Origin of the sequence: Gordonia sp. Z-3, assembly GCF_036233855.1 — a bacterium.
GTDB lineage: Bacteria > Actinomycetota > Actinomycetes > Mycobacteriales > Mycobacteriaceae > Gordonia > Gordonia tangerina.
Map to the genome: position 1 here is coordinate 36,714 of NZ_JAZARS010000011.1, position 13,645 is coordinate 50,358.

The window sequence follows — 13,645 nt, forward strand, 5'->3', positions numbered from 1 at the left end:
CCCGGGTTGACCTGAGCCCCATCACCTGGCAAGGTGTCGATCGCCGAACGATCGCTCGGTCGGTGCCACCCGGTGAGGAGATGCGATGTCCGTTGACCTGCGTTACGACGACGATGTGACCGAAGTCGTGGAGAAGACGACCCGGTTCGTCCGCGACTACCTCCTGCCCCTGGAGAACGAGCACCGCGGGGACATCAACGCCGCCGGCGGCGACGATCTCCGACGGGAGATGAATGCCAAGGCCAAGGCCGAGGGCATCTTTGCGCCGCACGCACCGGTGCAGTTCGGCGGGCTCGGCCTCAACATGTCCGATCGGGCGCCGGTGTTCGCCGCTGCAGGCTATTCCACTTTCGGGCCGATCGCCCTGCACATCGGTGCCCCCGACGAGGGCAATGTGCACATGCTGGCGCACATCGCCAGCGACGAGCAGAAGCAGAAGTATCTCGCGCCGCTGGCCGCCGGTGACGTGCGGTCGGCCTTCGCCATGACCGAGCCGTCACCGGGGGCGGGTTCGGACCCCAATGCGCTGAGCACCGCGGCGGTGAAGGTCGACGGCGGATGGAAGATCAACGGCGAGAAGCGGTTCATCACCGGTGCAGAGGGGGCCGGCTTCTTCATCATCATGGCCCGCACCGCCGGTGCACCCGGTGATCGGGGCGGCGCCACCATGTTCCTGGCCCCCGCCGATACCCCGGGCATCTCGGTGGACCGCCACATCGTCACCACCGATCGCTCGATGATCGGTGGACACTGTGAAGTCAGCTTCACCGATGTGTTCGTGCCAGATGAGGACATCCTCGGCGAGGTCGACGAAGGGTACCGGTACGCACAGGTGCGCCTCGGCCCGGCGCGGATGACCCACGTCATGCGGTGGTTCGGATCCGCGCAACGCTGCCACGACGTCGCCGTCGACTACGTCTCCAAGCGTGAGGGCTTCGGCGGCAAGCTCGGTGACCTCGGCATGATCCAACAGATGGTGGCCGACAACGAGATCGACCTCGCCGCCAGCATGGCGTTGCTGGTCAAGGCATGCCACGAACTTGACGCCGGCAGCCACGCCTCCAACGAGACGTCCATCGCGAAAACCTTTGCCGCCGAAGCATACACCCGTATCGCCGACCGCAGCATGCAGATGTGTGGCGGCCTCGGCGTGTCCGAGGACCTGCCGATCGCCCGACTGCAGCAGGAGTTGCGGCCGTTCCGCATCTACGACGGACCCTCGGAGGTACATCGCTGGGCGATCGCACGGCGCGCCATCGGCCGGGCGAAGAAGGCCGCCCAGGCGGTGGCCGGCCGATGAGCGAGCATCCTGCGCTGGATTCCACGCTGCTGCGCGACTTCCTGGTCCGCGAAGGCGTCGGGGTCGTCGGCGACCTTCGGGTGGACCTGATAAGCGGCGGCAAGTCCAACCTCACCTTCAGTGTGCGCGACGACGAATCGCATTGGGTGGTGCGGCGTCCGCCGACGAGTGGGCTCACCCCCTCGGCGCATGACATGAACCGGGAATGGGCGGTTACGAGCGCGCTGCAATCCACCGACGTGCCGGTGGCGCCCGCCGTGGCCATTGACTCCGACGGCGAGGTGCTGGGAGCGCCGTTCACAGTGGTGGAGTTCGTCGACGGCCGGATCATCCGCACCGACGACGATCTGACGGCGCTGTCCGACGATGAGATCGACCGCAACGTCGACGGTTTGGTCGACACCCTGGTGCGGCTGCACGCCGTCGACTTCCGGGCCGTCGGTCTCGGCGATTTCGGTCGACCCGACGGGTTCGCGGCCCGACAGGTGAAGCTCTGGGCGCGGCAATGGGGGCACGTCAAGACACGCGACCTCGACGATGTGGACCGGCTGGTCGCGGAGTTGAGCGAGCGGATCCCGGCCGAGGCCGACACCACGATCGTGCATGGAGACTACCGCGTCGACAACACCATCCTGTCCGCCGACGACCCGGGAACTGTTCGGGCAGTGGTGGACTGGGAGATGTCGACGCTGGGTGACCCGCTGACCGACATCGCACTGATGTGTGTGTACCGCCGCAAGGGGTTTGACCGCGTCGTCGGGTTCGACGCAGCCTGGACCAGCGACCGGTATCCCTCCGCCGACGACATGGCGCAGCGCTACGCCACCCGTACCGGTGGCGACCTGGGTGACTGGGACTTCTATCTCGCGCTGGCGAATCTGAAGCTCGGCGTGATCGCCGAAGGCATCACCTATCGGGCACGAGCCGGTGCGGCATCCGACGGTGCGGACCGCGCGGCCGAGGCGACCGGCGATTTCATTTCGGCGGGTCTGAGCACATTGAGGGGGAAAAATCGTGTCTGACAACAAGGTTGCGCTGGTAACCGGCGCGTCGCGCGGTATCGGCGCGGCGATCGCGGAGCGGTTCGCCGCCGACGGATGGGATCTCACCATCAGTTCGCGCGGACGTGAGGCGCTCGAGCAGCGGGCCGGTGAACTCGGCGATCTGGGGGCCGGACGGGTCGAGGTGATCCCGGCGGACATGACCGACGCAGACGCGGTAGAAGGTCTGGCCGCGGCGCACCGTGAGGCATTCGGGCGTTGCGACGCGCTGGTCGTCAACGCCGGTATGGGACAGAAGGGGAAGGTCGCCGACCTTCCGGTGCGCAGGTTCGACCGGCTCTATCAGGTCAATGTGCGTGCGCCATACATCCTGTTGCAGTCGCTGGTGCCGGTCCTGCGGTCGACCGCCGAGATCGCCGGTGCGGCAAAGGTCATCGCGGTCGCCTCGATCACGGGTGTCTATCCGGAGCCGGAGTTGTCCGCCTACGGGGCGACGAAGGCGGCGCTGATCTCGCTGTGTGAGACCTTCAATCTCGAGGAGTCGGCCAACGGGGTCAGCGCCACCACCATCGCCCCGGGCTACGTGGACACCGACATGTCCGACTGGCTCAAAGACACGATCCCGGGCGAGGAGATGATCACCGTCGGCGACGTCGCCACCATCGCCCACTCGGTGACCCAGTTGTCGCGAAATGCTGTGCTGCCCAACGTCGTTTTGACGCGGCCGGGGGAGAACCTGCACCGGGCGTGACGGGGGTCTCGATACGCAGGGTCGTCTCCTTCGTCGCCGGTCCTGCTACTCGACCGGCGAGTGGAGCGCTCATCCGTGGACGCTCCCCTGCTGTTCGAGTGGGCGGGTTTCTCTTGCTGTTCGAGTGGACGAGCTTCCCCCGCTGTTCGAGTCGGCCGTTCCCCCGCTGTTCGAGTGGGCGGGTTTTTCCTCGCTGTTCGAGTGGACGAGCTTCCCCTCGCTGATCGAGTAGGTGACGAGCGCAGCGAGGAGCCGTATCGAGATCACCGGAACGTGGCGAGCCCACCCTCCCGGTCGGCGAGGTGGGCGTGTTCGTTGAACGACACCACCGAGACGCCGCTGCGTCCGACGATCAGTTTCGATACCGATGCATTGACCATGGTGCGAGACAATGCGGGCCACGCGCTCGGCGGAATCTCCCACAGTTGTGCCAGCCACTGCGTGATGGTGCCGGCCGACGACACCACCAGCACCGTCTGTCCTGAGCCAGCCAGCGCGGTGGCGCGTTCGGCGGCGGCGCGCACCCGCTTGGCGAAATCGGTGAAGGTCTCGCCGGTCCCGTGCTCACCGGTTCCGCTGATCCAGTCGGCCAGCCCCGCGTCGAGGCGCTGTTGATAGCTGCGGCCGTCGCGATACTCTTCGGCGCTGGTCGATCCCACCAGGGCGGGCAGGGCGTACTCGTTCCAATCAGGGTCGACCTCCGGGGTCGGCGCACCGGGGACTTGCGCGAGAACACCCGCCAGGGTCTGTGACTGTCGCGGCAGATCGCCGCTGAGCGCCGCGGTGATCGTATCGGTGAGACCGGACAGCAGGGTACCGGTGAGGCGCGCCTGCAGCTGTCCGGCGTCGGTGAGACCGCCCGGTCCGTTGACCGGCGGCTCGTCGGAGCCGTACACACCGTACGCATTCGGATCGGCCTGCCCATGCCGCACCAGATAGATCACGCCCATGGGTCACACCCTATGGCGTAGCGGCCGACGCCGATGAGTTCGGGCTGTTGCCGCGGTCTGCACCTGCAGGTCTGTCCGCGATCGAGGAGTGTCCGCTGTGTCGACGATGGTGTTCGTCAATCTGCCCGTAGCCGACGTGGCACGGTCACGCGCCTTTTTCACCCGTCTGGGCTTCCGGTTCGACGCGCTGTTCTGTGACGAGGGGACGGTGTGTTTCGCGGTCAACGACGGTTGTCGGGTGGTGCTGCATCGGGCACAACGCTTTGCCGGCTACGCCGCGGGTGCCCTCGCCGATCCGCGGTACGGACGGGAGACGGTGGTAGCGGTGTCGGCGACATCGCGCGCCGAGGTCGATCGGTACGCGGACGCGGCGTTGGCCCACGGCGGCACCCACCTCCGTGCCGCCGAGGACCTCGGGTTCCTGTACTGCCGGAGCTTCTGCGATCCCGACGGGCACGCCTGGGAGGTGCTGTGGATGGACCCGGCGCAGATCGCCGCGGGTCCGGATGAGGCCGCGGAGGTCTGCTGAGCAATACGGTCGGTGCGGGGGAGTCAGTGGAATGGGCTCGGAGACGTGCGCGCCGGCGCGTCGTACGGTGTCGGCGGCAGACCGAACCTGGCGAAATCCTCCTCCATCGTCGAGCTGAAGAACGCCACCGCGTATGCGACCGTGCCGTCCGCGCCGAGGTCGAGGACCTGCAACTGGAACGGACGATGCACGCCATCGGGCTCGCGCATGTAGAGCCCGAATGCGGGCTGTCCGTTGGCCACCGTCGGCAACAGGATCTGATCGCCGGGCCCCTCGGCGGGACAGTTGCGGGCGATGAGTTCGCCGATCGCCTCGGCCCCCTGATACCAACCGGTGAACGGGGGCATCTCCCAGATGGATTTGTCGGTGAACAGGTCGACGATCGCGTCTATGTCGTAGCGCTCGAACGCCGAGACGTACTTCGCGAGCAACTCGCGTTTGGTCGAGTCGTCGAGCACGCTCGGTGACTGGTCGGGCCCGGGTGTGTTCTTGAGCTGTTCCCGGGCACGCTGCAGCAGGCTGTTCACGGTCGCGGTGGTGACGCCGATGGTGTCGGCGACCTCGGCCGCTTTCCACTGCAGCACATCGCGCAGGATCAGCACCGCCCGCTGTCGCTCGGGGAGATGTTGCAGCGCGGCGATGAAGGCGAGTCGGATCGACTCGCGTGCACCGATCACATACGCCGGATCGGCATCGTCGCCCGGTGCGATCTCGTCGACCGTGCCGGCGAACGGCTCGAGCCAGGGGACCTCGTGGTCTTGTAGCAGGGTGTCGGTCGGGTCGAAGGCGTCCCCGCCGAGCCCCGACGGCATCGGGCGCCGCTGCTTGCTCTGCAGTGCCGTCAGGCAGGTATTCGTCGCGATCTTGTGCAGCCAGGTGCGCACCGAGGCCCGGCGGTCGAACTTGGCGTATCCGCGCCACGCCCTGATGTAGGTCTCCTGCAGGAGATCTTCGGCGTCGTGGTGCGAGCCCATCATGCGGTAGCAGTGCGCGAGGATCTCGCGCCGGTACGGCTCGAAGACCTCGACGAAGTCGTCGTCAGGCGCGGTCTGGGTGGTCGCGGTGGACATGTGATCAAGATTACGGGACACCTCTGACAAGGTCAGCCTGCGAATAGATGACACATCCGATGGAACCGGGGACGACGCTGATGCGTCCAAACCATGGCTGCGCGTTTCGGCCCAAGTGGTCGGGGACGCGCCGCGGCGGAGAATCCGTCGGGTCGGCGGTTGTGAGGGGGACCGCCGACCCGCGCGGCGACCGTGGGCCGGGGGTTGGAATCACGCTGCGCGCAAGTGGTCGGCACCACAGGGCGCGGGCATATATTCGCCGGTGAACGCCCCAGTGGGCCGGTCGCGCAGGGCAGTGATCCCCGGGTGCGGCGGTTGCCGGTCGACCTGCGCCGTTGCTAGCTTGATTGACATGACGCACGCCACCACCCGACTCCCAGAGGTCACCTATGTGACCACCGCCCTGGGTTGCCGGCTGCCGTTGGCACGTGTCCTGTGTTGTCGACGAATGCGCTGATCCGCACACTCGCCCCGGGCCTGCGACGCCCACTCTCTTCGCCACCTCGACTCCGGCGCGCACAGACGCGCGGCCGGGCCGGATGTGGCACATTCGATGAGGACACACAGATGACCGCAACGCTCGACCACCGATCCACCGCGATCTCCCCTGCATCCGCCCGCACGGTTTCTGCCGCGCCGGTCGGCACCAGATCCGGACCGGCCCGGACGTCGCCGTCTCGCCGAGAGCGGGTTCGGAAGGGGGGCCTCGACATTCACGTCGCCACTCCACAATTGCAGCTGTCGTCGAAACCCGCTGCCCTCGTCCTGCGCACGGCGCGGCTGGCCGGCCCCGTCTTCCGCGACGAGGCCGCCGAGCAGACCGGTCTGAGCGTGTCGACGGTGAACCGGCAGGTCGGTGCCCTGCTCAAGGCCGGGTTGCTGCGCGAACGGGCCGATCTCGCACCGGCCGGGGCCATCGGCCGTCCGCGTTTACCGTTCGAACTCAACGTCGCCGACTTCCTGACCCTCGGCATCCACATCGGCTACAAGGTCACCTCGATCACCACCCACGACCTCTATCACCGGGTCGTCGGGGCAATCCAAATCGAAACGCCGATCGCCGACACCCCTGATGACGTCCTCATTGCCATCGGCCAGAGCGCTCGCCGCTTCCTGACCCGCTGGACGGGTCGTCGCGTGCTGTGGGCGGGTGTCGCCCTCGGCGGCCGGGTCGCCCCCGGTGGACACGTCGACCATCCACGACTGGGCTGGAGCGCGGCCCCGGTGGGGCGGGTGATCGCCGAGACGGTCGGTCTGCCGGTGTCGGTGGCATCGCATGTGGAGGCGATGGCCTCGGCGGAGTTGGTGGTCAATCCGGAACAGAAGAAGTCGAGCTTCCTGTACTTCTACGCCCGCGAGATGGTGGGTACCGCCTTCTGCGTCGACGGAACGGTCCACACGCCGGCCGCGGGGCCGCCGGTGATCGGGCACTTCCCAACCGGGCCGACCACACTGCTCGACCCGGCTAAGACAGGGCAACTGGAGGCGGCCGCCAGCGACACCGGCGTGGTGACCGCGGCGCAGGCGCTGGGGTTGCGCGTCGCCGACATCGAGGGCGTGCACGCCAGCGCCCGCAACGGTGATGCGACCGCGCGGGCGTTGCTGGAGGAACGCGCCGAAGTGCTGGGCCGCACGGTCGCGTTGATCGCCGACATCTTCAACCCCGATCACATCGTGCTCGGCGGGCAGGCGTTCACCGACTTTCCCGCGACACTGCCGACGGTGGCCAAAGCGCTCAAAGCCACCTCGGTGGTCGCCAGCCGGGATGTGCGCGTGTCACATTCGGGGTCGACGGTGCAGCAGCAGGCCGCCGGTGCGGTGTCGCTGGATGCCATCTACGCAGACCCGCTGGAGGCGTTGGCCGTGACGGCGTGAGTGAGTCAGACGTTGCGGAAACCACAACGTCTGACTCACTCAACAGCTGGCTCAGTCGATGGTGCGCTTGTTGTAGGCGCGCAGCGCGAACGGTGCGAAGACGATCGTCAACGCGACCGACCAGATCAGTGTCGCCAACTCCGGGTTCTGCAGCGGCCACGGCTCGCCGGGGCCCGCGGCCGGCCCGTTGCCCCACAGCACGCGAAGCGCCTGCACGAGCGACGATATGGGGTTCCACTCGGCGATGGTCTGCAGCCAGGTCGGCATCGGGTCGGTGGGCACGAACGCGTTGGACAGGAACGTGATCGGGAACAGGGTGGTGAACATGAAACCGTTCACCGCCTCGACCGTCTTGAGCCACGATCCGACGAGGATGCCGAACCAGATCATCGCGAAGCCGAATATCAGCAGGAGCGCGAACGCCAGAACCGCGTCGACAAAACCATTGCGGATACGCCAGCCGATGGCCAAGCCGGTAACCGCCATCACCACGATGCCGATCGAGGAGTGCAGCAGACTCGCGATACTGCGCCCGATGATCACCGCGGAGCGGCGGATGGGCAGCGACCGGAACCGGTCGATGATGCCCTTCTCGAGGTCGGCGGTGATACCGGTGGAGACGATGAACGCGGTGAACACGATCGTCTGACCCATGATGCCGGGCAGCAGGAACTCTTTGTACGACGGTCCGCCGGTGTTGGTGATCGAGGCGCCGAACACGTAGGCGAACAGCAGCACGAACATGATCGGCTGGATGGTGACGTCGGAGAGCATCTCCGGCATCCGCCGGGTGTGGATCATGTTGCGTTTGACCATGATCCAGGACTGCTGCCAGATGGTGGTCTGATGGATCTCCGGGCGCTGGGAGATGGCGCTGCCGGTGAACGCGGTGGTGGTCATGCGTTCTGCTCCTCTTCGGTGGAGGTTTCGTCTTCGGCGCGGTGGCCGGTGAGCGACAGGAACACGTCGTCGAGGCTGGGCCGGGCGAGGCCGAGATCGTCGACGGCGATGCCGCTCTCGTCGAACCAGCCGACGACCCGGGTGAGGTCGGCCAGCCCGTCGGCGGAGGTGGTTAGTTTGCGGGCACCCTCGTCGATGAAGACCTCACCGCCGGTCTTGCGGAGCAGCGCCTCGGCTGCCGGGATGTCGGAGGCGTCGGACACGGTCAGCACGAGGCTGGCCGCGCCGGCCTGTTCCTTGAGTTGCAGCGAAGTGCCCTGCGCGATGATGGTGCCCTTGTCGATCACCACGATGTTGTCCGCGAGATGATCGGCCTCTTCCAGATACTGGGTGGTCAAGAGCAGGGTTGTGCCGCCTTTGACCAGGTCGCGCAGCACATCCCAGAGTTCGGTGCGGCTGCGCGGATCGAGGCCGGTGGTGGGTTCGTCGAGGAACAACACCGGTGGCGCGGCCAGGAGGCTCACCGCCAGGTCGAGCCGGCGACGCATGCCGCCGGAATACGACTTGACCTGTTTGTCGCCGGCCTCGGTCAGCGAGAACTGTTCGAGCAGTTGCTCGGAGCGTCGTGCGAGTTCTTTGCGTCCGATGCCATAGAGACCGCCGATCATGCGGATGTTCTCCCGGCCGGTGAGGATCTCATCGACCGTTGCGGCCTGCCCGGTGAGACCCATGCTGCGGCGGACCATGTCGGGTTGTTCGATGACGTCGTATCCGGCGACCCGCGCGGTGCCGCTGGTGGGTGGGGAGAGCGTCGTCATCATCCGCACCGTGGTGGTTTTTCCTGCGCCATTCGGCCCGAGCAGGCCGAGGACCGATCCCTGGGGGACGGTGAAACTGACGCCGTCGACCGCGGTGAAATCGCCGAAGCGCTTCACGAGATCAACGGCCTCGATGGCGACGTCGCGCGTCGACGGGGTGGCCGGCGTTACCGCCGGAGCAGTGGGTGAGCTCATGATTCTCCACGTTATCGATGGGGTCTGACAGATAGCGAGCCAATTTTCGGTGTCGGGACGGCGCTGCCCCGTCAGGTACACAGACCCGCGCGCGTCCCGAAACTCATCGCCGCGGCGCTACGGCGAAGTCCGATATGTCAGATCACGGTAGAACTTCAACTTCACTCGAAGTCAACCCAAACCTGGCGTTCCGCGTATGCGGGTATTCTGCACTGAAATACCCGATTTTGCGGATATTGTTGGGTGGTGGCCGCGATTCGTATCCGAGATGCAGCCGAGTTGCTGGGCGTCAGCGATGACACCGTGCGCCGGTGGGTGGGCACCGGGCAGCTGAGCGACGCGGGTGGCGAGCAGGGTGTGGCGACCGTCGACGGAGCGGAACTCGCCGCCCTCGCGCGTGACCGCGCGCGACGCCCACCCGACGACGGCAACCCGGTGCTCCGGTCGGCACGTAACCGTTTCACCGGACTGGTCACCGAAGTGATCGCCGACGGCGTGATGGCGCAGGTCAGCATGCAATGTGGGCCGTTCGAGGTCACCTCGCTGATGAGTTCAGAGGCGGCGCGGGAGCTGCAGCTCGAACCGGGTGTGGTGGCCACGGCCGTGGTCAAGGCGACCACCGTGATCGTGGAGCGACGACCGGATTGAGTGGATCGGTAGAGATGAGTTGAGGAGACTGCGTGAAGATTTCTGGGTTGTTCCGCCGAGCACTTGTGGTTGCCGGTGTGACGCTGGCCGTCGCGGCGGGAAGCGTCGGGTGTTCGAATGACGACACCGGGTCGGACTCTGTGCTCGACGTCTATGCCGCGGCGTCGCTGACGCAGACTTTCACCGAGATCGCGGACATGTATGAGAAGGCGCACGACGGTGTGGACGTGCGGCTCAACTTCGCCGGTTCGTCGGCGTTGGTGAACCAGATCCAGCAGGGCGCCGACGCCGACGTGATCGCCACCGCGGACCAGGCAACCATGCGACGTCTCGGCGATGCTGCCGTCGATCCGAAGATCTTTGCCACCAACACGCTGGTCATCGTGACCGCGTCTGGCAACCCTAAGAACATCGACGGGTTCGAGAGCCTCACCAATCCGGACATCTCGACGGTGGTGTGTGCGGTCGAGGTGCCGTGTGGCGCGGCGACCGCCCAGGTGCAACGCAACACGGGTATCGAGTTGTCGCCGGTCAGTGAGGAGACCTCGGTCAGCGCAGTGCTGGCCAAGGTGACCTCCGGTCAGGCCGACGCCGGACTCGTCTATGTCACTGACGCGAAGGGGGCCGGCAACACGGTGTCGGCGGTGGGTGATCCGGCGTTCGCCTCCGTCGTCAACTCGTACCCGATCGCGACGCTGCAGGGCACCCCGCATGCGGCCGATGCGCAGATGTTCGTCGACATGGTCCTCGGCGCAACCGGCGCCGAGGTGTTGGGTGCGGCCGGGTTCACTCCCGCCCCGGCCTGATGCGTCGGATCCCCCTCTGGCTGTATGCGCCCGCCGCTGTGGGGGTGGCATTCATCCTGATCGGTCCGGTCGCGTTGGTGGTCCGGATGCCGTGGCAGGATTTCGTCGCCTCCGTGACGTCGCAGGAATCGCTGGATGCGCTGCGCTTGGCGGTGGTCACCGCGCTGACGAGTACGTCTCTGTGTCTGTTGTTCGGGGTGCCGATGGCAGTGGTGTTCGCGCGATCCGACGGAATCGTGGTGCGGGTGATCCGGGCACTCGTGTTGTTGCCGTTGGTGTTACCGCCCGTCGTCGGGGGCCTGGCGCTGATCTATGCGCTCGGGCGCAACGGGGTCGTCGGGCAGTATCTCGATGACGCCGGCATCACCATCGCCTTCACGACGACGGCGGTGATCCTGGCACAGACCTTTGTTGCGTTGCCATTCCTGGTGATCAGTGTCGAAGGTGCCTTGCGCTCGACAGACGGCGAGTTCGAGCAGGTGGCCGCCACCCTCGGCGCGGGTCCAACCCGGACTTTGTGGAAAGTGACTTTGCCGCTGGTGATTCCGTCGCTGTTGGCCGGAACGGTGTTGGCGTTCGCGCGGGCGCTCGGCGAGTTCGGGGCCACCATCACCTTCGCCGGCAATCTGCCGGGGACCACTCAGACGGCGCCGCTGCGGATCTATCTCGATGCGATCAACGATCCCGCACAAGCATTGCCACTGGCATTGGTGCTGATGGTGGTCGCTCTTGTCGTGGTGGTGGCGGTGCACCTGCGGCCGAGTGGGACGGCGGCGACATGAGTGCGCTGTCCGCACGGATTCGGGTGGAGAACCCCTCGGTGGCTGTCGATTTCGAGGTGGAGGCGGGTTGCACCCTGGCGGTGATGGGACCCAACGGAGCCGGCAAGAGCACCGCGCTGTCGGTGCTGGCGGGGCTGCGGCGAACCGCCGATTCGACGGTTCTGGTGGGGGATCGGATGATGCAGGACGCGCGGCAGTTCGTTGCCCCGCATCGTCGGTCGGTGGCGTTACTCGCACAACGGGCGCGGCTGTTCCCGCATCTGAGCGTGCGTCGCAACGTGGCATTCGGGCCCGCCGCAGCACGACTGGGACGCACCGAGGTCGCCGCCCGGACCGACCATTGGCTTCACGCGGTGGGCGTCGCCGACCTGGCCGACCGCATGCCCGGCCAGTTGTCCGGCGGTCAGGCCCAGCGGGTGGCGCTAGCCCGGGCGCTCGCGGTGCAGCCCGACGTCCTGCTGCTGGACGAACCGTTCGCGGCGCTGGATGTCTCCGTGGCGCAGCAGATCCGATCGCTGCTACGGGAACTTCTCGCGGAACGACGCGGCACCACGGTGCTGGTGACCCACGATCTGATTGACGCGGTCGCGCTGGCCCGTGACGTCATCGTTCTCGACCAGGGGCGGATTGTCGACGAGGGGCCGACCGCCGACGTTCTCACGCGGCCTGGGCATCCGTTCACGGCCTCGTTGTCCGGGCTGAATCTCTTCGTCGGACGGTTTCACGCAGATGCCGTCGACGACGGCGGCGGCCGGCAGGTGGTCGGTGTCGCCGCCGACGATCTCGGTGCCGGCGACGCGTGTGCTGCCGCGTTCTCGCCGCGGGCGGTGGCCGTCTATCTGCAGGCACCCCACGGGAGCCCGCGCACCGAGCTGCGTGCGCAGGTCACCGATGTGCTGCCGAGGGGCGATCATGCTGTGGTGCGGGCTCTGTGTGGTGATCAAGTTGTGGACGCCGAGGTCACCTGGTCGGCGGTGACCGACCTCGCGATGGCGCCCGGGCTGGAGGTGACGATGGTGGTCAAGGCCAGTGAGGTGCGGATCTATCGGGTGCCGTCGTCGACCGGTCCGTCGTAGTACTTGTTGACCTCCAGGGTTCTCGCTTTGAGACGACGATATCCGCGGACGTTGAGTGACGGGATGGACCGGAGATAGAACCGTTCGTCTTCGGCCAGGCCGGTGGCGACCGCGTCGTCGACCAGAATCGTTCCGGGGCGGGCCGATCCGGCCAGTCGTGCGGCGATGTTCACCGGTTCACCGAAGACGTCGCCGAGCCGACTCAGCACCCGTCCGCGGGCGAGCCCGACGCGCAGTGGCGGGATCTCGTCGGACTCGGAGAGTCGATGGATGGCGATCGCGATCACGGCGGCCTCCGATGGGTGGTGCGCAGTGAACATGACCGCATCGCCGAGCGTCTTGATGACGTGGCCGCCGTTGGCGACGACGATCTCGAAGGCGTTCTCCTCGAACGATTCCAGCAGTTGCTCCAGTTCGTCGAGGGCGATCCGGCGAGACAAACTGGTGTAGCCGACGATGTCGGCGAACCCCACCACCAGATCGTGGCTCTCGTCGGACTCGAGCTCCACGCCATGGTCGAGGGCCAGGGCCAGGTGCCGGCGCCAGATCAGCTGTTGCACCTGCCCCAGCGCTGCCGACATCTGGTCGATCGTGAACGGGACGTCGGGATCGCGGTCGAACTCGCGGAGCTGATCGGCCTGCCAATCCGCCAAGCGGGCCATCGTCTGGCCGATGGCCCGCGCGGTGGCCACCTGCGCGGTCTGCGGCATGGTGTCCTCGGAGTCGGCGAACAATCGCAACGCGTCGAGATCGGCCTCGGTGAAGATCTTGTCCGGCGTCGAGGTGCGGGCGAAACCAAAGGCATTCCAGATCTTCTCGGCATACTCAGCGCTCAACCCCAGCTCGGCGACGAGTTCGTCGCGGGTGTAGCGCGGTTCGCCGGTGCCCGGTGTCGTCATGGGGTCAGCTTAGGTGAGGCCGGCTGGTGCGCGGTCCGGGAACAT

The 13,645-nt window shown here is 66.8% G+C and carries 14 protein-coding genes; 9 read left to right on the top strand and 5 right to left on the bottom strand.

What is annotated here, in order from left to right:
- Nucleotides 1-85: 85 nt before the first annotated feature.
- Genes VX037_RS14245 through VX037_RS14255 form a run of 3 tightly spaced genes read left to right on the top strand, consistent with a single transcriptional unit; the run spans nt 86 to nt 3,052 of the window.
- On the top strand, nt 86-1,300 hold the full coding sequence (locus VX037_RS14245) for an acyl-CoA dehydrogenase family protein (protein ID WP_328714724.1): 1,215 nt from the start codon (nt 86-88) through the stop codon (nt 1,298-1,300).
- Nucleotides 1,297-2,322 (top strand): phosphotransferase family protein, encoded by a 1,026-nt coding sequence (locus VX037_RS14250; RefSeq protein WP_235722858.1) that lies wholly within the window; start codon nt 1,297-1,299, stop codon nt 2,320-2,322. The genes VX037_RS14245 and VX037_RS14250 overlap by 4 nt, the downstream gene beginning before the upstream one ends.
- Nucleotides 2,315-3,052, top strand: coding sequence for an SDR family NAD(P)-dependent oxidoreductase (locus VX037_RS14255; RefSeq protein WP_235722857.1), 738 nt, complete (start codon nt 2,315-2,317; stop codon nt 3,050-3,052). The genes VX037_RS14250 and VX037_RS14255 overlap by 8 nt, the downstream gene beginning before the upstream one ends.
- 263 nt (nt 3,053-3,315) lie before the next feature.
- Here VX037_RS14255 and VX037_RS14260 read toward each other — a convergent pair whose 3' ends face one another.
- The gene (locus VX037_RS14260; protein WP_266060748.1) at nt 3,316-4,002 is read right to left on the bottom strand and encodes a histidine phosphatase family protein; all 687 of its coding nucleotides are present in this window, start codon (nt 4,000-4,002) and stop codon (nt 3,316-3,318) included.
- 97 nt (nt 4,003-4,099) lie between these two features.
- Here VX037_RS14260 and VX037_RS14265 point away from each other — a divergent pair, with 97 nt between their 5' ends.
- Nucleotides 4,100-4,531 (top strand): VOC family protein, encoded by a 432-nt coding sequence (locus VX037_RS14265; protein WP_235722855.1) that lies wholly within the window; start codon nt 4,100-4,102, stop codon nt 4,529-4,531.
- Nucleotides 4,532-4,554: 23 nt separating this feature from the next.
- Here VX037_RS14265 and VX037_RS14270 read toward each other — a convergent pair whose 3' ends face one another.
- The gene (locus VX037_RS14270) at nt 4,555-5,601 is read right to left on the bottom strand and encodes a sigma-70 family RNA polymerase sigma factor (protein WP_328714725.1); all 1,047 of its coding nucleotides are present in this window, start codon (nt 5,599-5,601) and stop codon (nt 4,555-4,557) included.
- A 567-nt stretch (nt 5,602-6,168) separates the two neighbouring features.
- Here VX037_RS14270 and VX037_RS14275 point away from each other — a divergent pair.
- Nucleotides 6,169-7,476, top strand: a complete 1,308-nt coding sequence (locus VX037_RS14275) for an ROK family transcriptional regulator (protein ID WP_287015160.1) — start codon at nt 6,169-6,171, stop codon at nt 7,474-7,476.
- Between the two features lie 51 nt (nt 7,477-7,527).
- Here the strand turns inward: VX037_RS14275 and VX037_RS14280 are convergent, their stop codons facing one another.
- Both VX037_RS14280 and VX037_RS14285 read right to left on the bottom strand, forming a co-directional pair.
- A complete protein-coding gene (locus tag VX037_RS14280) occupies nt 7,528-8,376 on the bottom strand; it encodes an ABC transporter permease (RefSeq protein WP_235722851.1) in 849 nt (282 codons plus the stop codon).
- Entirely contained in the window at nt 8,373-9,389 is a 1,017-nt protein-coding gene (locus VX037_RS14285; RefSeq protein WP_235722850.1) for an ATP-binding cassette domain-containing protein, read from the bottom strand. Before VX037_RS14285 ends, VX037_RS14280 begins: the two co-directional genes overlap by 4 nt.
- Nucleotides 9,390-9,635: 246 nt before the next feature.
- Here VX037_RS14285 and VX037_RS14290 point away from each other — a divergent pair, with 246 nt between their 5' ends.
- From VX037_RS14290 to VX037_RS14305, 4 genes are read left to right on the top strand one after another with little or no spacing between them, the layout of a single operon-like run.
- Nucleotides 9,636-10,037 (top strand): TOBE domain-containing protein, encoded by a 402-nt coding sequence (locus tag VX037_RS14290; RefSeq protein ID WP_235722849.1) that lies wholly within the window; start codon nt 9,636-9,638, stop codon nt 10,035-10,037.
- Between the two features lie 32 nt (nt 10,038-10,069).
- Nucleotides 10,070-10,843, top strand: coding sequence for a molybdate ABC transporter substrate-binding protein (modA, locus tag VX037_RS14295; RefSeq protein WP_328714726.1), 774 nt, complete (start codon nt 10,070-10,072; stop codon nt 10,841-10,843).
- Nucleotides 10,843-11,625 (top strand): ABC transporter permease, encoded by a 783-nt coding sequence (locus tag VX037_RS14300; RefSeq protein WP_235722847.1) that lies wholly within the window; start codon nt 10,843-10,845, stop codon nt 11,623-11,625. Before modA ends, VX037_RS14300 begins: the two co-directional genes overlap by 1 nt.
- Nucleotides 11,622-12,701 (top strand): sulfate/molybdate ABC transporter ATP-binding protein, encoded by a 1,080-nt coding sequence (locus VX037_RS14305; RefSeq protein WP_287015164.1) that lies wholly within the window; start codon nt 11,622-11,624, stop codon nt 12,699-12,701. The genes VX037_RS14300 and VX037_RS14305 overlap by 4 nt, the downstream gene beginning before the upstream one ends.
- Here VX037_RS14305 and VX037_RS14310 read toward each other — a convergent pair.
- On the bottom strand, nt 12,668-13,600 hold the full coding sequence (locus VX037_RS14310) for an adenylate/guanylate cyclase domain-containing protein (RefSeq protein ID WP_235722845.1): 933 nt from the start codon (nt 13,598-13,600) through the stop codon (nt 12,668-12,670). The genes VX037_RS14305 and VX037_RS14310 overlap by 34 nt on opposite strands.
- Nucleotides 13,601-13,645 lie beyond the last annotated feature (45 nt).

Coding starts and splice junctions, on each gene's coding strand:
- VX037_RS14245 (WP_328714724.1), top strand. CDS start 86: ATGTCCGTTGACCTGCGTTACGACGACGATGTGACCGAAGTCGTGGAG.
- VX037_RS14250 (WP_235722858.1), top strand. CDS start 1,297: ATGAGCGAGCATCCTGCGCTGGATTCCACGCTGCTGCGCGACTTCCTG.
- VX037_RS14260 (WP_266060748.1), bottom strand. CDS start 4,002: ATGGGCGTGATCTATCTGGTGCGGCATGGGCAGGCCGATCCGAATGCG.
- VX037_RS14270 (WP_328714725.1), bottom strand. CDS start 5,601: ATGTCCACCGCGACCACCCAGACCGCGCCTGACGACGACTTCGTCGAG.
- VX037_RS14275 (WP_287015160.1), top strand. CDS start 6,169: ATGACCGCAACGCTCGACCACCGATCCACCGCGATCTCCCCTGCATCC.
- VX037_RS14280 (WP_235722851.1), bottom strand. CDS start 8,376: ATGACCACCACCGCGTTCACCGGCAGCGCCATCTCCCAGCGCCCGGAG.
- VX037_RS14285 (WP_235722850.1), bottom strand. CDS start 9,389: ATGAGCTCACCCACTGCTCCGGCGGTAACGCCGGCCACCCCGTCGACG.
- VX037_RS14300 (WP_235722847.1), top strand. CDS start 10,843: ATGCGTCGGATCCCCCTCTGGCTGTATGCGCCCGCCGCTGTGGGGGTG.
- VX037_RS14305 (WP_287015164.1), top strand. CDS start 11,622: ATGAGTGCGCTGTCCGCACGGATTCGGGTGGAGAACCCCTCGGTGGCT.
- VX037_RS14310 (WP_235722845.1), bottom strand. CDS start 13,600: ATGACGACACCGGGCACCGGCGAACCGCGCTACACCCGCGACGAACTC.